Origin of the sequence: Bacillus xiamenensis, assembly GCF_000300535.1 — a bacterium.
Taxonomy (GTDB): Bacteria; Bacillota; Bacilli; order Bacillales; family Bacillaceae; genus Bacillus; species Bacillus xiamenensis.
Genome location: NZ_AMSH01000006.1, coordinates 18,265 through 38,135 on the forward strand (window position 1 = coordinate 18,265; position 19,871 = coordinate 38,135).

A 19,871-nucleotide genomic window follows, 5' to 3' on the forward strand; every position below is an offset into this window, starting at 1 on the left:
TTTTTTATATGTCCTTCTATCATAGCACACACAGAACCTGGATTTCCCTTCATCAGAAAAACATCTACCCCTATTCGAAGTAGATGCTCCTTGCTCATTTTTTACTTTTTTGATATGCCGTTAAGTATTCCTTCACCTTTTCCGCATCCGGCTTTAACTCGTTCTTTGTTTCAACAAGCGGACTGACTGTGGATGAGGCCTTGTTTTTATGACCTTGATAGAAGTTAACGAATTCCTCTTGATTGATTGAGTAAAGGATGGCTTTTCGTAAATCCTCGCTTTTTGCCACTTCACGTTTAGACGTGTTAAATAATAGATAAGCAACCGCATTGCTCTGATTTTTTTGCAAGGCGAGCTTGCTATCTTTCTCAACCACATCATATTTTGTTTCAGGTATACCATTAAAAATATGAATTTCACCATTTCGAAGTGCAGATAGTGCACTATCAGGATTTTCAATAAATCGAACGGTGACTTGAGAAATGTTTGGCTCGTTCCCTGTGCCTTTCATATATGCAGGGTTTTTATAAAAAACGGCTTCATAATCGTTTTTATACGATAAAATGTATGGTCCGCTCGCAAACAATTGATTGTTATACATTTTCCCTTCTGTGATTGTACGCTGATCACCATATGGGATATCCTTTGCTGGATCAAAGGCATCTATATCATACGTGTTTACACGCTCTATTTGTTTCTTAGAAACAATTCCTGCTGATTGATGGGCTAAATAATTTAATACTTGCGGGAATGGCTCTGTTGTCGTGATCTTTACCACTTGATACGCACCTGCTTGATTGTCTGCATCTTTTTTATCTTTTACGAGCTTTTTCACCTTCTGTTGCACATCTTTTTCTAAATCTTCTTTGATCGTACCACCATTACCTGATATTGCTTTCAGTTCAGATAGATCGGTTACGACCTCTGCGCTTTTAATATGCTCATGTAATGAGTATGTTCGATGATCTGGTACTGCATTTTTATCCTTGGCTCGATTGAGCGAAAAGACCACATCATCAGCACCTACACGTTCGCCCGAATCCACTGCTTTTTTATTCTCCACCCTTGCAAAATGGATATCGTCTCTTAATAAGAAGTAATAATGTGTCTTATCTTTTGCTGCGGCATGATTCCAAGAAAGTGAACCTTTTGATGTGACTGTATCATCATCTGTCAAATTCACAAGTCTTACATACATATTGGTATTCAGTGTATTAATTGATCCATCATTGCCTTTAATCGGGTCAAGCGATGTAAGGGAAGCCAGCGCCTGCTGCGTGATGAGCGGATCTTTATTTCTTTTGGATGAATCGTTAAAATCAATTGATTCCCATGCAACTGCCCGAGATTTAGCCAGACGAACGGTCTTCTCATTGATCACTTCTTTATTCACACCTTGAGCTTTCAATGAATTATAAAGCGGCGCAATATAGGCCTTATCAAAGACTAGACGCTTTTCTAATTCTTGATACGTTTGAATGTATTCGTCAGACGTTTCTGTTGCTGCTGTGTCAATCAATTGATCGATTTGTTTATCTGACAAGATGCTGTTATCAGCACCCGTTTTAAATATACCTCGAACTGCATAATCAGGGTTGCCCGTCACAGTCGTCCAGCTCGAAAGAACGATGTCATAATTCCCCGCATCTTTTTGAGCTGTATAGCTACCGTAATCAGGCTGAATATTCAATTTGACTTTAAGTCCACTCTTAACCAATTGATCTCGTACGATATTCAGGTCATCTTCACTGCTACTCATTCCAAGTAATTCAATCGTTTCTTTCGACGCTTGACTCCCTTCCTCATTTCCTACACTTGACTTTGTATTGACACAGCCTGCTAATACGACAAGCAATATGATGAGCAATGATAATCCACTTTTTTTCATCGTATTTCCCCCTTGTTTTTTACATTTCATCTAATTTTGGATCTAACGCATCCCGTAATGCGTCACCTAAAAAGTTAAATGATAAGACAAGCATGATAATGGCGAGCCCTGGAAAAATTGCTAGATAGGCATGAGATTCTAGATAGGTACTCCCCGCTTTTAATATATTTCCCCATTCCGGAATATGAGGTTCAACGCCAAGTCCCAAGTAACTCAAACTACTTGTTGCAATGACTGCCGACCCAATTGTCAAAGTGGCTTTCACAATCATTGGCGCCAGTGAATTAGGGACAATTTCTTTAAAAATAATAGACCAGTCACTAGCACCTAATGCACGGGCTGAGTGAACATATTCTAAATTAGAAATCATCATGACATTGGCACGCATTGTTCTGGCATAGGTCGGAATCGCTCCTACACTAAGAGCAATGATCAAGTTCACAATATTAGCCCCGAATGCTGCAATGATAGCGATCGCCAGCAATATGCCCGGGATGGCATAAAGAACATCCAGAAGCCGCATAATGACATGATCTGTTTTTGGCGTGTAGTATCCAGCAATCGCCCCCAAAAAACCTCCGATGACGGCTGGAATAAGGGTTGAAATGCAGCCAACGAGTAAAGAAATTCTTGCACCAAAGACAATTTGCGAAAATACATCACGGCCAAATTGATCAGTTCCAAGTGGATAAGCAAGACTTGGTGTTTGCAAAATAGCGCCATATTGATTCTTGACAGCCAAGTCATAATCGAAGGTAAATACACTCCACATTGACAGAGAGAACACAAAACCAATGAACAACAGTCCTAGCATCGCTGCTTGGTTTCTCGTTATTTTCTCCCAGATGGAATGCCATTTTTCAAAACGATATTTTTTGATATGTTCTGTTTGCACCATAAGCTGCATCGCAAGAAGAAGGGCAAATACATTGCCCATCACAGATGAAAGCACAAGGGCAATAGCAAAATATGTTCCCGCTGCCGGTGATACCTTTCTATCCTCCTGCTTGATGACAAACACAAATACTGCCGTATAAAAGAGACCGATAACAAGCAGGGTTAGCATAGCAAGCGGAAAGGAATCCGTTACATAGGGTTTGAATAAGTTGAGAGCCGACAAAGCCACGATCACGATATGATTGATCAGCATGTAATAAGCAAATACATATGCCAGAGATCTTCTTTCTTTTATGAGACTAAAGGCAAAAACGGTGATGATGAGATGACCAGCGAAAAGACTCAACAGCTGCACATAACCTAGACGCCTCGTGAAGGTTTGAATTACACCTGTCTTTTCTAGATCATTCTTCATTTTCCATGTAATACCGACTTGAATAAGTGAAAAGAAAATGTAAATTAAAGATACACTGAACATCATTGGCTTCACTGTTTGATTCGCAATATCAACACTGTTTATAAAGAAAAGAATGGCCATTACAATTGATACAACAGATGTGAATTTTGCGCCAATATACTCGATAGACCTCTTTTTCACGTGATGCTGCTCATGAGAGTGAATTGACTTCATCGTTACTGACATGCCTACACCTACTTCAATATTGTTTCATCTTTGATCTAATACGAGGATCAAAAAATGCATATAAAATATCAATGATGACATTTACGACGGAGATTGTAATCGCCACATATACAACCCCTCCCAAAATACTCGGAATATCAGGGATAAACTGCTTATCAACGATATAACTTCCAATACCACTAATGTTGAATACCTTTTCTGTAACAGCCGCTCCTCCAAGCATGCCGCCGAAAAGCAGTCCAATGACGGTAATAATCGGAATCATAGCATTGCCAATTCCATGTCGCCATAGAATATGCTGCTGACTTAGCCCCTTTGCTTTTGCTGTAATCATGTAATCTTCATGGATAACTTCGAGCATTGATGACCTAGTCATCCGAGCAATCGAGGCAGTTAACCCCGTACCAAGGACGATGACTGGCATGAGTAAAGATAACCAATTTTCTGGGGAATACGTGGCGGGAAGCCAGTTCCATTTAATCGAAAAGTTCAAAATGAAAATGAGTCCTTGCCAAAAGTTTGGAATGGACAACCCAAGTAATGCGATAAACATGAACGAATAATCAAAAAATGAATATGGTCTTGTCGCAGAAATAACCCCTATTGGAATGGCAATCACAACCGCCATGACGAGTGACCAAACAGCTAATGTGAGCGTGATAGGAAATTTATTCGCTATGCTCGTTGCCACTTCTTCATTTCCGGTAAACGATTTTCCTAGATCAAATGTGAAAAGTCCTTTTAAAGCATTCCAAAGCTGTTGAATATATGGCTGATCTAGACCATATAGGTGATTAAAAGCGGCGATTTGCTCCTTTGTTGCGGATTCTCCAAGAATATTTACTGCTGGATCAAATGGAGAGAAATAGAGAATGGTAAAGACAAGAATGACTACACCGATAATCACCAATACACTCATAAGCAGCCGTTCAATGACATATTTCAAGAATGCATGTCGGTATAAAAAAAGCAGAATGTACATTGGTAAGCCTGGAACCAATGTCACCATAAGAAAAAGTCGGTTAGATAATAGTGAAGCAAAAACCGTATGAAACGAGACTTTCGCCCGGCCTTGTTTTTTTAGCTCTTCCTCAACTTTCAATTTGACTATTTTTTGAAAGGTTTCTTCTGTCCACTGAAGAGTGAATCTGTCGATCTCATGTGGATCTATTTTTTCATGAAAGAATTCTTTTTTTCTCAACACTTGCTGCTGAATATCCGCTCTCATTTCCTCTTTAGCGCCGGAAGCCTCTAAACGAGCCTTCACTTCTTCTAATACGTGAAGATATGAATCTTGTTTACTCTTATGTAAATAATAAAAAAATACACACAAATGCACGGGTAAACCAACAATCCATAGCAATAATTGATATGAGCGGCGTGATTGAATGTCTTGAAATATTCGACTTACCCAAGATGAATGAGAAATGCCGCTAATCTCATCAAGTTTTACAGTTACCATTCTCGACACCCCATCGTTCCCCCTTTCACATGAATGTTCGTTCCAAAAAGTTAATTGCATTATTCCGACCGGTATAGTAAAGTTTATGCTAGCTTTATTTGAAAGTCAATATCCATATCATACAGGTGGTGGGAAAAATTGAAGGATTTAGTACCTCTTTTAAAAGTGAAGGATTTGCATATATCTTTTCACACACGGGATGGCGAATTAGAAGCTGTCCGTGGTATTAGCTTTGAAGTAAACAAAGGAGAAACACTTGGTATTGTTGGGGAATCAGGAAGCGGGAAAAGTGTAACTGCCCGGAGCATTTTACAACTCCTCCCATCACCTCCTTCTTTTTTAAAATCAGGAAGTATCACCTTTCAGGAGGAAGAACTCACAACAAAAACGGAAAAAGAAATGCAGGCTGTAAGAGGTCATGATATTGGCATGATTTTTCAAGACCCTATGACTTCTCTCAACCCAACGATGCGGATCGGCCCCCAAATCGCCGAAAGCTTGATCAAACGCAAGAAGCTTTCAAAAGAAGAAGCTAAACGACAGGCCATTGACCTTATGAAACTTGTAGGGATTCAGCATAGTGAGGAGCGCTATCAGCAATATCCGCATGAATTCTCTGGCGGTATGCGTCAACGAATCGTCATTGCCATCGCTTTAGCCTCTCAGCCAGCCTTGCTTATCGCAGATGAACCAACGACCGCACTCGATGTAACAATGCAATCCCAAATTTTACATGTGATGAAGGATATTCAAGAACGATTTGGGACATCGATTATTTTCATCACACACGACTTGGGTGTTGTTGCCGGAATGTGTGATCGGGTGGTTGTGATGAAAGAAGGAAAAATTGTCGAGTCAAATACAACAGAAGAATTGTTTGAGAACCCTCAGCATGCATATACACAACAGCTTCTCAATGCTTTGCCTCGTTTACATGAAAAGAAAAAAAACAAGAAAGATTTTGATGCCATGCATTTCAGACATCACCCGGCTTTACTGGAAGTTAAATCATTATCTCAGCACTTTCAAATCGGTAAAGGGCATGTACTAAAAGCGGTTGATCAGATTGATTTTTTGATTAAACGTGGAGAGACACTGGGACTTGTTGGCGAATCAGGTTCTGGGAAATCAACCACTGGCCGAGCGATCCTTCGCTTAAACGAACCAACAGATGGCGATATCTTATTTCAAGGCATTCCAATCCACCGTCTGTCGAAAAAAGAAATGAAAACGATGCGACGGCATATGCAGATGATTTTTCAAGACCCTTATTCTTCTCTAAACCCTCGCTTTAAAGTGCTGGATATTATCGGACAGGCGCTTGATCTCCACAAGTTAAGCACAACCAACACTGAAAGGAGAAAAAGGGTGGAAGAACTGCTTGAGATGGTTGGCCTAAAGCCTTCACATGCCGATCGGTATCCTCATGAATTCTCCGGAGGACAGCGCCAGAGAATTGGGATCGCAAGGGCGCTTGCCGTCAAACCACAATTGATAGTATGTGATGAACCTCTGTCTGCACTTGATGTTTCTATCCAAGCGCAAATTGTACGCTTGTTAGAGGATCTTCAGAAAAAGCTTGGGTTGACTTATTTATTCATTGCACACGATTTGTCGATGGTGAAACATATTAGTGACCGAGTAGCAGTGATGTATGCTGGGAAAATTGTGGAATTAGCCGAAAGTGAGGAGCTTTACAACAATCCACAGCACCCCTACACAAAATCGCTACTTTCAGCTATCCCTATACCTGATCCTAAAGTAGAAGCAAAGAAGGAAAGATTCGTTTCGACAGAACAGATGGACGAAGATATTTATGATTTACAGAATGCAGAGCTAGTAGAAATATCAAAAGATCACTGGGTTGCCATTCCAAAAGCACAATAAAAAAGGTGTCCCCGTTGTACCGGGGCCACCTCTCAGATTGTTGACAAAGAGCTAAAATGAACTTTATTTTAGCCCTTTGTCTTCTTTTTAGTGTGATAGAAAACCTTTGCAGTCTAGGAAGGACGCGTACCGGAGCGAATTTGACATTCGTGAACACCTGCACGCAGGACTGATACCGAATGCATGGGTTTGTCTACATGCTAAGAGTGAGCTGCTGCGCTCACCTTTGATAATTCAAACGCATCATGAAGGGCTTCTACCGCTTTCACCATATCTTCACGATCCACGACGGTTGAGACTTTGATCTCAGACGTACTGACCATTTTGACTTGGATGTCTTTTTGAGCTAACACGGCGAACATTTCAGCCGCAACGCCTGGGTTTGAAACCATACCAGAACCAACGATAGATACTTTGGCTAATTGGCTCTCTGTCTCAATCTGCTCATAGCCAAGTGCCCCTTTATATTCTTCTAGTACTTCCACTGTTTTGGACAAATCATCCGTTTTAACAGAGAAAGAAATTGACGTCTGATTCGTGCTTGTGACGGACTGGATAATGATATCGACATTGATATTTTGCTTAGCAAGCGTCGTAAAAATGGTCGACAATGTTGTTAAACCGCTTGAAAGCCCGCACACCGTCACGCGTGTCATCTGATCTTCAAATGCAATTCCTCTTACCACTAAATTTTGTTCCATGGATGATTCCTCCTCGATTAACGTCCCCGATTCATTTTCAATACTAGAACGGACTTCTAAAGGGACTTGGTAATTTTTCGCAAACTCGACCGCTCTCGGGTGCAGCACGCCAGCTCCTAAATTGGCTAACTCAAGCATTTCATCGTATGAAATATCTGCGAGTTTTCGCGCAGACGGCACATAACGCGGATCTGTCGTAAACACGCCTGGTACGTCCGTATAAATATCACATTTGTCCGCTTTGAGTGCCGCAGCTAGTGCCACAGCCGTCGTATCTGATCCACCTCGTCCGAGTGTTGTAATATGTAGATCATCCGCAATCCCTTGGAAGCCTGCTACAACGACGATTTTTCCCGCACTTAGCTCCTCTTTGATTCTTGATTCATCAATGTCCACGATTCTTGCATTTCCGTGCACCTTCTCTGTTTTCATCCCAGCCTGCCAGCCTGTAAAGGAAATGGCGTCATAGCCTTTTGCCTGCAGTGCCATCGCCAATAACGAAATGGTCACTTGCTCTCCAGTCGTGAGCAGCATATCCATTTCTCTTTTGCTTGGATCATCTGTGAGTTCTTTCGCTAGGTCTACTAGAACATCCGTTGATTTGCCCATCGCAGACACAACCACGACCACATCATTTCCTGCCTCGCGTTCAGCGATGACTCTCTCTGCGGCTTTGCGAATTTTTTCTGTTGATCCAACGGATGTTCCGCCAAATTTTTGTACAATTAGTCCCATGTCTACCACCCTTTTTCAAAAGATCACGTGTGAGAGAAGAGGCTGCGGAGACTGCTCTGTTCACTGCAAATAAAAAAGCAATGAGAGAACAAATCTCCCATTGCTTTAAAATCATCATCAAACGATGCAAACAATGAGATAGCCCTCCAAGAAATGAATTCTTGACAGCCCTACATTTCTTCAATGTACAGCCAGCGAATAAAATGAGTGGATTTTATTCACTTCGGCGACGCTCCCCTTTCAGCCCTCTTCTTAGATCCCATCGATCTCTGAAGGCCTACTCTTGAAGTTCGCACCTCTATCTTCAACAAACAACACGTTCATTTATTAAATTAGTCACATTTTAACAGACTTTTGGAGAAAGTACAATCTATTTTTTTAATGCCTCCATTAAAAGTTCAGCCGTTTGTTTCGGAATTCCTGCGTCCTGAAAATCTTGGATAGAGGCTTCTTTCATCTTTTTCACAGAGCCAAACTGTTTAAGCAGCTGCTTTTTACGTTTTTCTCCGATACCTGGCACATCATCTAAAATAGATTGAAATGCATTTTTTCCGCGTAGTTGCCTGTGAAAGCTGATGGCAAACCGGTGCACTTCATCTTGAATACGCTGCAATAAATAAAAGGCCTGGCTGTTACGCTCTAGTGCCACAATTTCAAGCGTATCACCCATCATAAGATTCGATGTCCGGTGTTTTTCATCTTTCACAAGACCTGCCACAGGAACAGACAGATTTAATTCATTTTCGAGCACATCTATGGCTGCGTTGATCTGTCCTTTTCCTCCGTCAATTAAAATCAAATCTGGCAGCGGCAGCTCATCCTTTAACACACGTGTATACCGCCTTCTAATGACTTCACGCATGGAGGCATAATCATCTGGCCCTGCAACAGTTTTAATTTTGTATTTTCGATATTCCTTTTTATATGGCTTCCCGTCCTGAAAGACAACCATAGCGGAAACTGGGTCTGCTCCTTGAATATTGGAGTTATCAAATGCCTCGATCCGGTAGGGCATATAAATATTAAGTGCATCGCCGAGCTGCTTCACCGCCCCAATTGTCCGTTCTTCATCACGCTCGATAAGCGAAAATTTTTCTTTGAGAGCGATTTTGGCATTTTGATGTGCAAGTAAAAGTAAATCCTTTTTCTTTCCTTTTTTGGGCTGATGAACATTCGTTTCAAGCAATTGCTCAATCATCTCTTGATCGACGCTGTCTGGCACCAAAATTTCCTTCGGCAGAAAATGGTTGTTCTTTTCATAAAACTGCCCCACAAACGTTAGGAATTCTTCCTCAGGGTCTTGATACATAGGGAACAAACTGACATCGCGCTCAATTAATTTCCCTTGTCTGATAAAGAAAACTTGGACACACATCCAGCCTTTATCATAAGCATAGGCAAATACATCACGATCGGATAGGTCACTCATCGTCATCTTCTGCTTTTCCATCGTTGAGTCAATGTATGCGATTTGATCTCTCAGTTCTTTTGCCCGCTCAAACTCTAGTTGTTCAGCCGCTTCTTGCATCTTCTCAGTTAATTCTTTCTTAATTTGCTGATGCCCTCCGTTTAGAAACCTTGTGATTTCATCCACAAGCTGCTTATTCGTTTCCTCAGAAATGTCATACACACACGGGGCGAGACATTGGCCAAGATGATAATAAAGACAGACGCGGTCAGGGAGTGTTGCACATTTCCTAAGCGGATATAAGCGGTCGAGCAGCTTTTTCGTTTCTCGAGCTGCTTGCACGTTCGGATATGGACCGAAGTATTTTCCTTTATCCTTTTTCACATTGCGGGTGACGATCAGCTTCGGATGCCGTTCATTCGTAATTTTAATAAAAGGATACGTTTTGTCGTCCTTGAGCATGACGTTATATTTCGGGTCATACTTTTTAATTAAATTCAGCTCTAAAATGAGCGCCTCAATATTGGAAGTTGTGACAATATATTCAAAGTCTGCAATTTCACCGACAAGCCGCTGCGTCTTGGCATCATGAGATCCAGTGAAATAAGACCGCACCCTATTTTTTAATACCTTTGCCTTCCCTACATAAATGACCGTATTTTGTCTATCTTTCATTAAGTAGCAGCCTGGTTGATCAGGTAAGACTGACAGCTTTTCTTTGATCAATTTGTTCATATTTTCATCCGTCCTTGTTTTCCTCTTTCACTCCTTCTAGTGTATCACGAACATTTGTTTTATACCATGTTGAAAGAAAAGCGGCTCTCGACTATACGAGAACCGCTTTAGAGATTATGCCGCATGGGCAAAATCGGTTTATAGATGTTTGTTGACAAGCTCAGCTAGTGCTTCTTTTGGTTTGAAACCAACAGACGTTTCGACGACTTCTCCGTCTTTTAAAACAAGAAGTGTTGGGATACTCATGACGCCGTATTTACCAGCAGTTTCTTGGTTATCATCCACATCAATTTTAACAATTTTCATTTTATCGCCCATTTCTTGATCAAGTTCTTCAAGAACTGGAGCGATCATTTTACAAGGTCCGCACCACGGTGCCCAAAAGTCTGCAAGAACAACACCTTCTGCAGTTTCTTGTGAAAATGTTGCGTCAGTCGCTTTTACGATTGCCATTATTCATTCCTCCAATGTAAATTATGCTTTTTAGTATAGCATCTACCCATGTGACTTGCGAATGAAATGCTTACGAATCATTTTTTATGAAATGAATTAAAAAATAAACCGTATAATCGCACCAATGACAACAATCGCACCGATGATCATCAGAATGGTTCTAAGCATATGACATAACTCCCTTTCCGCTTCATTTACCATGTATGTTGCCCCAACATTCTTCTCATCAAACATAGAAAATTTGCGAACAAGCTATGTCGCCAGTCATCTTGATGACTGGGTTAGATGGGAGTTCGAGCCGTAGGACGCTGACCATTAGCAGATTGGGCGAACTTGAGGCTCAATTGACTGATGGCTTTTTCTCTATGCAAATCCCTTCAGCGGGCCTTTGCTTCAGGATGACATACAAAAAACCCAGAATACCTAGGCATTCTGGGTGGATGAGCGTTACGAGTGGATATTCATCTTTTTTAACTCTTCATTTAAAAGCGGAACGACTTCGAACAAGTCACCAACAATTCCGTAATCAGCTATTTTGAAGATTTCGGCTTCAGGGTCTTTGTTAATCGCCACAATGACTTTGCTGTTAGACATGCCCGCTAAATGCTGAATCGCTCCTGAAATCCCGCACGCAATGTAAAGGTCAGGTGTAACAACTTTTCCAGTTTGACCAATTTGCAGAGCATAATCGCAGTAGTCAGCGTCACATGCACCACGCGAAGCACCAACTGCTGCACCTAACGTTTGGGCAAGTTCTTTCAGCGGCTCAAAGCCTTCCTTGCTCTTGACCCCCCGCCCTCCTGCGACAATGATCTTTGCTTCAGATAAATCGACGCCCTCTGACGTCTTTTTAATGACTTCCTTCACAATTGTTCGCAGGTTCTGAATATCGACAGAAACTGGCATGACTTCTCCGCTTCGTGACGCATCCCGCTCCAGCGGCGGCACGTTGTTTGGCCGAATGGTCGCCAACAGCAGACGATCTGTCGAAATGACTTTTTCAAAGGCTTTCCCTGAATAAATCGGTCTAGTGAAAACAAGATGCTCACCGGTAACGCTTACATCTATTGCATCTGAAATTAAACCTGTTTGCAGGCGTGCGGCTATTTTGGGTGACAAGTCTTTTCCGATAGACGTATGACCAAAAAGCACTGCATCTGGATTGACTTGATCTAATATCGCCTGAAGCGCCTGTGCGAAACCATCAGACGTATAATATGAAAGGTTCGGATGCTCCACAATCATCACATGATCCGCACCATAATACAGCAGTTCCTCCGCTTGCTCTTTGACGTTATCCCCTATTAAAACGCCAATTACTTCACCGCCATCCGCCACCTTGTGAGCGGCAGCAATCGCTTCAAATGTCACGTTTCTTAATTTACCGTCACGACTTTCTCCAAGTACAACAACTTTTTTACTCATCTTTCATGCTCCCCCTTGTTCTCGTGATTGATAAAGTGGATGTTTAGATGACTTTTGCTTCATTTCTTAGCAGATCGGTCAGTTCCTTGACTTGATCCTGAAGCTCGCCGCTCAGCACCTTGCCCCCCTCTTTTTTCTCCGGTAAGAAACGTTCGATTGTTTTGATTTTATATGGCACATCGTCTTCATCGAGATCTAAATCATCTAGTTCCAATTCCTCTAAAGGCTTTTTCTTCGCCTTCATGATTCCTGGTAACGATGGATAACGAGGCTCATTGAGACCTTGCTGCGCTGTGACCACAAGCGGAAGCTCGGCAGAAATCACTTCTACATCACCCTCTGCATCTCGTTCAATGGAAGCGGAGCCGCCATCAATTTGAATACTTGTAATCGTTGTGACATATGAAAAGCCGAGTAATTCAGCAAGACGCGGGGCCACCTGTCCAGACCCGCCATCAATCGCTACATTCCCTGCTAAAATCAAGGAAGGTTCTTTATCCTTGAAATAGTGATAGAGAATAGTAGAAGCGGAATATTGATCCCACTCCTCCAAATCGTCTTCAACATTGATTAGAACGGCTTGATCGCAGCCCATTGCAAGGGCTGTTCTTAGCTGCTTCTCCGCATCCTCACTGCCAACTGTTACAACAGTGACTTCTCCCCCGTGCTCATCCCGGAGCTGAATCGCTTCTTCAATTGCATACTCGTCATAAGGATTAATAATGAACTCTGCTCCATCTTCTTGAATGGCACCAGACTGAATCGAAATTTTCTCTTCCGTGTCAAACGTACGCTTCATCAAAACAAATATATTCATTCATTTCTCCCCCTTGTGTCGTACTGATCCCTTACTCCCCTTTAAAATTCGGTTTGCGCTTTTCGATAAAGGCTTGGATGCCTTCTTTGGCATCATTCGACTGGAACACCTCACCAAACTTTTTCGCTTCCAGCTTCATTCCGCCATCATATGAATACACTTTTGCTGCATTCAATAACTCAAGTACATACTCAAGCGTTTTAGGGCTTTTTGCTGCAAATTTTGCCGCCAGTGTTTTGGCTGCTTCCAGCGCTTCTTCCTCTGTTTCCGCAAGTTTTGAAACAAGTCCGCAGGCAAATGCTTCTTCTCCTGTAATCGGCTCAGCGGTTCCCATCATTTCAAGTGCTTTAGCAGAACCAACGTAGCGAGGCAGGCGCTGCGTTCCGCCGAATCCTGGAATGATACCGAGGTTTAGCTCCGGCAGTCCAAGTTTCGCATCTTTTGTTGCAATTCGAATATCACACGACATCGCCAGTTCAAGGCCACCGCCTAACGCTGCCCCGTGAATGGAGGCAATGACAGGCTTTGAACATTGTTCAATTCGTTCAAACATTTGCTGTCCTCGGTCTGCAAGGCTTGCATAATCAGACTCTTTCTGTAAGGTCGTAAATTCTTTAATATCAGCACCTGCTGAGAAAAACCTTCCTTCTCCATGGATGACAATGGCTCTCACTTCACTGTTTTGTTCGAGCTCGTCAAACATGTCATTGAGTTCAGTGAGGAGCTGAGAAGATAAGGCGTTTGCAGGCGGATGTTGAATCGTAATGAGCGCTGTCTGTCCTTCTTGATGTAAGCTGAGTATCTTTTCCATGTCAATCATCCTTTTTCAATTGTCTTTAAGATTGATGTATTCCGTTTAAGAGAAGATCATGTACGTTTTCTGCGAGTGCAGGAAGGTCATACTTTTGATCATTCATCACCCATGTTGTAGCGGTTTCATCAATCGTCCCAAATACCATTTGTCTCGCTAAGCGGACATCTAAATCTTGTCTGAATTCTCCTGATTTCTTTCCTTCTGTTAAAATCGAGTCGAGCATATTTAAATACCCTTTCAGCACCTCATTGATTTTTTGCCGCAGCTCAAGGTTTGACTGTCTGAGTTCCAGCTGTGTCACAAGGGCCAAATGATGATCTTGCGAAAGCAGGCGAAAGTGTTCCTGAATCAATAGATGAAGCTTTTCTTTGGCAGACGGTTTCTTTTGAATATCTGTTTCCATCCGTTCGATGAATTGCCCCATTTTTTCTTTAAATAATGAGATCAGAATATCCTCTTTGTTTTTGAAATAAAGATAAATCGTTCCGTCTGCTACCCCTGCTTGTTTGGCAATCTTTGAAACTTGTGATTGATGATAGCCGTTCTCTGCAATCACCACAACTGCTGCATCAATAATTTGCATGTACTTCGGTCTTTTCTGCTTCAATGTGCTTCGTCCCTTTCTAAATTGAATGAGTATTCATTCATAACTTTATGTTAAAAAGAAACGATTGATTTGTCAAGAGATGTTCTTCTTTCTTTTCAACCTTTAGCATACCAAAGCTAACACGTACAATTCAAATCATCCGGCCCATGGACCGGATGACGCTCGTTCGTTCTCTCATTGATCGACTGGCGCTTCAGATGAAGCTGATTGCTTTCTTTTTTCTTCTTCAATTAACACTCTGCGCAAGATTTTTCCTACAGCCGTTTTAGGCAAGGATTCCTTAAATTCATACACACGCGGCACTTTAAATGAGGCAATTCTCGTTCTGACAAAACGATCAAGTTCTTCTTCTGTTAAATAGGCATCCTTTTTCGGAACAACAAAGGCTTTCACTGTTTCTCCCCTGTATGGGTCTGGAATACCTGCCACGACGACTTCTTGTACAAGCTCATGCTCATAAAGGGCTTCTTCGACCTCTCTTGGGTAAATATTATAGCCGCTCGCGATGATGACATCTTTTTTCCGGTCTACGATATAGAAAAAACCATCCTCATCCATATATCCGATATCTCCAGTGAAAAACCAGCCGTCTCTTAACACTGCCGCTGTCTCCTCTGGCTGATTCCAGTACCCTTTCATGATTTGAGGACCTTTGACGATGATCTCTCCGTGCTCATATGGCTCTTTGAGTCCACCCGTTTCCTCGCAATAAATACCGGCATCTGTATTCGGCCAAGGGCACCCAATACTTCCTATTTTGTTCTCCCCCCATAAGAAATTGGCATGAGTGACGGGTGATGTTTCTGAAAGGCCATACCCCTCTACCAGCCTTCCTCCTGTTAATTTTTCAAAGCTCTGTTTGACTTCAACAGGAAGAGCTGCCGATCCGCTTAGACAAGCCGTGATCGAGGATAGGTCATATTTTTCAATGTTTGGGTGATGAAGCAGGGCGATATACATCGTTGGTGCTCCTGGAAACAGCGTCGGTTTTTGTTTTTCAATGGTTTTGAGGGCATCAGCCACATCAAAACGCGGAAGAAGAATCATTTGATGCCCTTCTTTGACTGCAAGGTTCAATACAGTGGTCATTCCGTACACATGAAAAAAAGGAATGATGCCAAGAATCCGTTCTTTTCCTCGGTTCGTTTTATACATCCAGGATGCACACATTTCTGTATTGGCTAAAATATTTTCGTGTGTGAGCATGACCCCTTTCGGTAAACCGGTCGTTCCGCCTGTATATTGCAAAACGGCAATATCCTCTTTCGGTTCAAAGGATAGCTGCGGAATTCGTTCCCCTGACGATTCTTTCATGATCTGTGAGAAGTGATGAATGGAATCACTCTTCTCGACTTGAATGACCATGTTGTTTTTTCTTCGCTGCACGATTGGGAACAGTATGTTTTTTGGGAATGGCAAATAATCTTGTAATTTAGTGATGATCAAGTGCTCCACACTTGTCAGCGCTTTCATTTTATAGGCCTTTGGATACAATAAATCGAGAGTGATCAGCACCTTTGAGCCGCTGTCCTCCATTTGATATTCTAGTTCTTTCTCTGTATAAAGCGGGTTTGTTTGAACCACAATACCGCCTGCTATTAAAACCGCATAATAAGAAATGACCGATTGCGGGCAGTTTGGCAGCATAATCGCTACTCTGTCGCCTTTTTTCACACCGATTTCAATCAGGTGATTGGCCAATTTGAGCGCGTCTTCTTGTAACTGCTGGTAGGTGATGTTTTTTCCTAAAAAATGAATGGCTATATGCTCTGGTGCTGCCTCTGCGGAGCTGAATAAGTAAGATTGTAATGTTTCATTTGGAATGGTGAGTTCGTGGGGAATTTGATTCGGGTAATGCAGAAGCCATCGTTTATCTGACTGCATAAAAACCCTCCTTCCTGAACTTTCGTACTATTTTATTATAGCAAACTTTTCCTTAGGGCAGTTTGCTTTTTTCAAATAGGGCTTGGTTCCATTGCGCACCTTTATTTTTTCGACTGTGTTTCTATAGATGCTCTTTTCCCTTCATGATGCCACTTCTCATATAATCCCACGATCGCACGGAATGCCTCATTGACTCTTTCCACGATCTGTTGATGAATACTGGGGTCATTAGGTAAATGTGTTTGGATGTTATCAACTTGGTACTGTCTCATCATGTCTAGGTAGACAGTGAGAAAGATGGTATCTTCTAAAATCCAGTAAATGACTTCATCCGCCTCTTTTGTTCTTTTATTAAGCACTTTGACTCCTCGTTCATATTGAATGAGGATATAGCCATGTGATTCAATCTCGATGTATGGACTCAAATCATCAAAAAACCCCGTCGTTTGAAAGGGGCGTGCAATATAAGGTTCATATATGTCTTGGGGAAGGGCTGTCTTTTTGAGACATGTTTTAATGTGCTTGATTAATTCGTCTTTTTGCAGGATGTGATTCATTCTGATTCGCCGCCTTTGAATGAGTGAAAAGCTGTCAAGGCTTTCCCTGACAGCTTTCTAGAAAGTATGCTTCATTTCACAGGAACATGTAAACAGCACCAATGACCGCAAAAGTGCAGGCAACGATGATTAATACTTTGGCTAACTTTTCCATGTCGTCTCCTTAAATGCCGGCTGCTACTACGTAAGACAGCCCAACTGAAATCATGAGTGAAATAAACCCGACCGCTCTATTATCATTTTCAATCTCTTTATCTACTTTAAATCTTGGTGTTAAAAATTCAAAAATGAAGTAGCTGACAAGCAGCATCACAAAGCCGTACACGCCCCATCCAACCATTTGAAGAAGAGAGTTATGCTGTGCGATGGAATGTTGAAACACATTTGCAATCCCAAAAATTTTCCCGCCTGTTGCCATGGCAACCGCTAAATTCCCCCGCTGAATCTCTTCCCAGTTTTTATAGGAGGTCACGAGTTCAAAAATGGTTAGAAATAAGACTAAACATAGGACGGCCACACTGTAATAGGCGGCAATTTCCACAAGTTCATTTTCCCAAAAGGCTTTCATGCGTTTTCTCCTTTTTACTTTAATTCGACGATGGTGACGCCTGATCCTCCCTCGCCTTGTTCTCCAAAACGAGCATTTTTCACACTGCGGTGCTGTTTTAATAATTCCTGGACCCCTTTCCTTAGGGCGCCAGTTCCTTTTCCGTGAATAATCGATACACGCGGATAGCCAGCTAATACAGCATCATCTAAATATTTCTCGACTCTGCTTAAAGCATTCTCATAACGCTCTCCTCTTAAATCAAGCTCAAGCGATACATGATAGTCTTTCCCTTTCACTGCCGTAATGGCCTTCTCTTGCTTAAATTCCGGTGCTGATTTGATAAATTCCATGTCTTTTTCTTTGACTTTCATTTTCAGAATGCCCATTTGGACACTCCATTCTTTGTTACCCGTTTGTTCGATCAGCGTTCCTTTTTGTCCAAACGTCAGCACTTTGACTTCATCGCCTGGCTTTAGCTGTCTCGATGTTTTTTTCACTGGCTCTGGTTTTTTCTTCCGGTCAAACTCAGGGACAGCTTCTTCAAGACGTTTCCTCGCATCAATGAGTTCATGTTCTTTAAACGAACGATGCTCACTTTTAATGGATCGCAGCTCTTGAATAATGTCTTCTGCTTCTTTTGCTGCTTGTTCAATTTTCTCTGCCGCTTTTTGTTCGGCTTCTTCAAGCAGCTTGTCCTTTTGTTCATTCCATTCAAGGATTTGTCTTTGCAGTTCCTTATGAAGCTTCTCAGCTTCTCTTCTATAGACTTCCGTCTCATGCAGTTCTTCTTCTGCCTTCTTCTTGCTGGCTTCTAATGAAGCAATCATTTGGTCTACTTCATTATGCTCTGCATGCATATCCGCTTTTGCTCTGTCAATCAGATGATGAGGTAAACCAAGACGTTTGGAAATTTCAAATGCATTACTTCGTCCAGGCACACCAATGAGCAAGCGATATGTTGGGGATAAGGTTTCAATGTCAAATTCGACACTCGCATTTGTGACCCCTTCTCGGTTATACCCGTATGCCTTCAGCTCAGGATAGTGAGTCGTTGCAATGACGCGCGCATTTGTTTGATGAACTTCATCTAAGATGCTCATTGCAAGTGCCGCACCTTCAGCAGGATCTGTTCCTGCCCCTAATTCATCAAATAACACGAGTGAACGAGGTGTCAAATTCTTTAAGATATCCACAATATTGACCATATGAGATGAGAACGTACTCAAGCTCTGTTCAATGGACTGTTCGTCTCCAATATCGGCAAATACTTGGTCGAATACAGCCACTTCTGATCCTTCCTCGACTGGAATATGAAGACCAGCCTGCGTCATCAGAGTCAGGAGCCCGAGTGTTTTTAACGTGACTGTTTTACCACCTGTATTTGGTCCAGTAATGACGATTGTTGAAAAATCCTTACCAAGCTCAATGTCATTTGCCACGACCTGATCGCGGGGCAATAGGGGATGCCTTGCTCGTTTTAAATAAATCTCCCCTTGCTCATTGACGGAAGGCTTTGTGGCTTTCTCTGCTTTTGCATATTTCGCTTTGGCAAAGATAAAATCTAATGTCTGAAGTTCATTCACATTGTGCAGCAGTTCATCAATGTGCTCTGATACACTTGCTGTCAGCATTTGCAGAATCTTTTCGACCTCTTGCTTTTCTTTTAAGCGAGTTTGCTGCAAGGTATTATTCAAGTCCACGACCACCTGCGGCTCAATAAAAAGAGTGGCGCCTGAAGAAGATTGATCGTGAACAATCCCTCCATAATTCGAGCGGTACTCTTGTTTTACGGGAATGACAAACCGATCATTACGAATGGTCACAATGGTGTCTGACAGCATTTTCGAGGCAGATTGTGAACGAATCATTGATTCTAATTTATCTCGCACTTTTGATTCTAGTGATCGTAATTGCGTTCGTATTGTGCGAAGTGCCGGTGTTGCGTGATCAAGCACTTCTCCATTATCACCGATACAGCTCTCGATTTCTTTTCTGACTTCGGGCAGTAAAATAAGTGATTCTGCATATGTATGAAGACGTGGTATGTCGACACCATCTTCATACATAGACGTGAGAAAGTGCTTCATATTTTTGGTTGTATATAATAGCCCTGCGATTTCCATCAGCTCAAGAGGACTTAATGTACTGCCGATTTGTGCTCGTTTGACGCCTCGTCTAATATCCGTTAAGCCGCCAAACGGCGCTGATCCTTTTAGGCGGATCACATCTTGCGCTTCTGCTACCTCTTCCAGCAAATGCTGAATGGTTTCGATATCCGTGAGCGGTGTTAAATCCTGCGCTTTTTCTTTTCCTAAAGTGGATGCAGTATAGGACATGACTTTTTCTTTTACTTTATGAAATTCTAATGATGCCAACACTTTTTGTTGCAGCATGGTCCAGCCTCCTAA

Annotated in this window: 15 protein-coding genes and 1 riboswitch; of the genes, 1 reads left to right on the top strand and 14 read right to left on the bottom strand. The window is 42.0% G+C overall.

Annotation, left to right across the window (positions count from 1 at the left end; translation table 11 throughout):
- Nucleotides 1-94: 94 nt before the first annotated feature.
- The 3 genes from BA1_RS03910 to BA1_RS03920 are packed head-to-tail and all read right to left on the bottom strand — an operon-like array spanning nucleotide 95 to nucleotide 4,899.
- Nucleotides 95-1,888, bottom strand: coding sequence for an ABC transporter substrate-binding protein (locus BA1_RS03910; protein WP_008355956.1), 1,794 nt, complete (start codon nucleotides 1,886-1,888; stop codon nucleotides 95-97).
- A gap of 19 nt (nucleotides 1,889-1,907) precedes the next feature.
- On the bottom strand, nucleotides 1,908-3,428 hold the full coding sequence (locus tag BA1_RS03915) for an ABC transporter permease (protein WP_008355959.1): 1,521 nt from the start codon (nucleotides 3,426-3,428) through the stop codon (nucleotides 1,908-1,910).
- Nucleotides 3,429-3,441: 13 nt separating this feature from the next.
- Nucleotides 3,442-4,899 (bottom strand): ABC transporter permease, encoded by a 1,458-nt coding sequence (locus tag BA1_RS03920; RefSeq protein ID WP_008355961.1) that lies wholly within the window; start codon nucleotides 4,897-4,899, stop codon nucleotides 3,442-3,444.
- Between the two features lie 129 nt (nucleotides 4,900-5,028).
- On the opposite strand from BA1_RS03920, the gene BA1_RS03925 reads away from it, so the two are divergent.
- Nucleotides 5,029-6,777 (top strand): ABC transporter ATP-binding protein, encoded by a 1,749-nt coding sequence (locus tag BA1_RS03925; protein ID WP_008355963.1) that lies wholly within the window; start codon nucleotides 5,029-5,031, stop codon nucleotides 6,775-6,777.
- 200 nt (nucleotides 6,778-6,977) lie between these two features.
- Here BA1_RS03925 and BA1_RS03930 read toward each other — a convergent pair whose 3' ends face one another.
- The 11 genes from BA1_RS03930 to BA1_RS03980 form a co-directional block, all read right to left on the bottom strand.
- Nucleotides 6,978-8,213, bottom strand: a complete 1,236-nt coding sequence (locus BA1_RS03930; protein ID WP_008355965.1) for an aspartate kinase — start codon at nucleotides 8,211-8,213, stop codon at nucleotides 6,978-6,980.
- A gap of 131 nt (nucleotides 8,214-8,344) precedes the next feature.
- Nucleotides 8,345-8,522, bottom strand: a riboswitch (Lysine riboswitch).
- A 61-nt stretch (nucleotides 8,523-8,583) separates the two neighbouring features.
- On the bottom strand, nucleotides 8,584-10,356 hold the full coding sequence (uvrC, locus tag BA1_RS03935) for an excinuclease ABC subunit UvrC (RefSeq protein ID WP_008355967.1): 1,773 nt from the start codon (nucleotides 10,354-10,356) through the stop codon (nucleotides 8,584-8,586).
- A gap of 138 nt (nucleotides 10,357-10,494) precedes the next feature.
- Complete coding sequence (gene trxA / locus BA1_RS03940) at nucleotides 10,495-10,809, bottom strand: thioredoxin (RefSeq protein ID WP_007501629.1); 315 nt, start codon at nucleotides 10,807-10,809, stop codon at nucleotides 10,495-10,497.
- 447 nt (nucleotides 10,810-11,256) lie between these two features.
- Complete coding sequence (locus BA1_RS03945) at nucleotides 11,257-12,234, bottom strand: electron transfer flavoprotein subunit alpha/FixB family protein (RefSeq protein WP_008355969.1); 978 nt, start codon at nucleotides 12,232-12,234, stop codon at nucleotides 11,257-11,259.
- A gap of 43 nt (nucleotides 12,235-12,277) precedes the next feature.
- On the bottom strand, nucleotides 12,278-13,051 hold the full coding sequence (locus BA1_RS03950) for an electron transfer flavoprotein subunit beta/FixA family protein (RefSeq protein ID WP_008355971.1): 774 nt from the start codon (nucleotides 13,049-13,051) through the stop codon (nucleotides 12,278-12,280).
- Between the two features lie 31 nt (nucleotides 13,052-13,082).
- Nucleotides 13,083-13,862: an enoyl-CoA hydratase gene (locus tag BA1_RS03955; protein WP_008355972.1), complete on the bottom strand. Its 780-nt coding sequence runs from the start codon at nucleotides 13,860-13,862 to the stop codon at nucleotides 13,083-13,085.
- 25 nt (nucleotides 13,863-13,887) lie between these two features.
- Entirely contained in the window at nucleotides 13,888-14,472 is a 585-nt protein-coding gene (locus BA1_RS03960) for a TetR/AcrR family transcriptional regulator (protein ID WP_008355974.1), read from the bottom strand.
- 174 nt (nucleotides 14,473-14,646) lie between these two features.
- Nucleotides 14,647-16,356, bottom strand: coding sequence for an AMP-binding protein (locus tag BA1_RS03965; RefSeq protein WP_008355977.1), 1,710 nt, complete (start codon nucleotides 16,354-16,356; stop codon nucleotides 14,647-14,649).
- 101 nt (nucleotides 16,357-16,457) lie between these two features.
- Nucleotides 16,458-16,913, bottom strand: a complete 456-nt coding sequence (locus BA1_RS03970; RefSeq protein ID WP_008355979.1) for an Imm63 family immunity protein — start codon at nucleotides 16,911-16,913, stop codon at nucleotides 16,458-16,460.
- Nucleotides 16,914-17,076: 163 nt separating this feature from the next.
- Nucleotides 17,077-17,481: a DUF350 domain-containing protein gene (locus BA1_RS03975; protein WP_008355981.1), complete on the bottom strand. Its 405-nt coding sequence runs from the start codon at nucleotides 17,479-17,481 to the stop codon at nucleotides 17,077-17,079.
- A 14-nt stretch (nucleotides 17,482-17,495) separates the two neighbouring features.
- Entirely contained in the window at nucleotides 17,496-19,853 is a 2,358-nt protein-coding gene (locus BA1_RS03980; protein ID WP_034738349.1) for an endonuclease MutS2, read from the bottom strand.
- Nucleotides 19,854-19,871: the final 18 nt, after the last annotated feature.

Excerpts from the sequence above, each read along its gene's own strand:
- BA1_RS03910 (WP_008355956.1), bottom strand. The coding sequence starts at position 1,888 with ATGAAAAAAAGTGGATTATCATTGCTCATCATATTGCTTGTCGTATTA.
- BA1_RS03915 (WP_008355959.1), bottom strand. The coding sequence starts at position 3,428 with ATGTCAGTAACGATGAAGTCAATTCACTCTCATGAGCAGCATCACGTG.
- BA1_RS03930 (WP_008355965.1), bottom strand. The coding sequence starts at position 8,213 with ATGGGACTAATTGTACAAAAATTTGGCGGAACATCCGTTGGATCAACA.
- uvrC (WP_008355967.1), bottom strand. The coding sequence starts at position 10,356 with ATGAACAAATTGATCAAAGAAAAGCTGTCAGTCTTACCTGATCAACCA.
- trxA (WP_007501629.1), bottom strand. The coding sequence starts at position 10,809 with ATGGCAATCGTAAAAGCGACTGACGCAACATTTTCACAAGAAACTGCA.
- BA1_RS03945 (WP_008355969.1), bottom strand. The coding sequence starts at position 12,234 with ATGAGTAAAAAAGTTGTTGTACTTGGAGAAAGTCGTGACGGTAAATTA.
- BA1_RS03950 (WP_008355971.1), bottom strand. The coding sequence starts at position 13,051 with ATGAATATATTTGTTTTGATGAAGCGTACGTTTGACACGGAAGAGAAA.
- BA1_RS03955 (WP_008355972.1), bottom strand. The coding sequence starts at position 13,862 with ATGGAAAAGATACTCAGCTTACATCAAGAAGGACAGACAGCGCTCATT.
- BA1_RS03965 (WP_008355977.1), bottom strand. The coding sequence starts at position 16,356 with ATGCAGTCAGATAAACGATGGCTTCTGCATTACCCGAATCAAATTCCC.
- BA1_RS03970 (WP_008355979.1), bottom strand. The coding sequence starts at position 16,913 with ATGAATCACATCCTGCAAAAAGACGAATTAATCAAGCACATTAAAACA.
- BA1_RS03975 (WP_008355981.1), bottom strand. The coding sequence starts at position 17,481 with ATGAAAGCCTTTTGGGAAAATGAACTTGTGGAAATTGCCGCCTATTAC.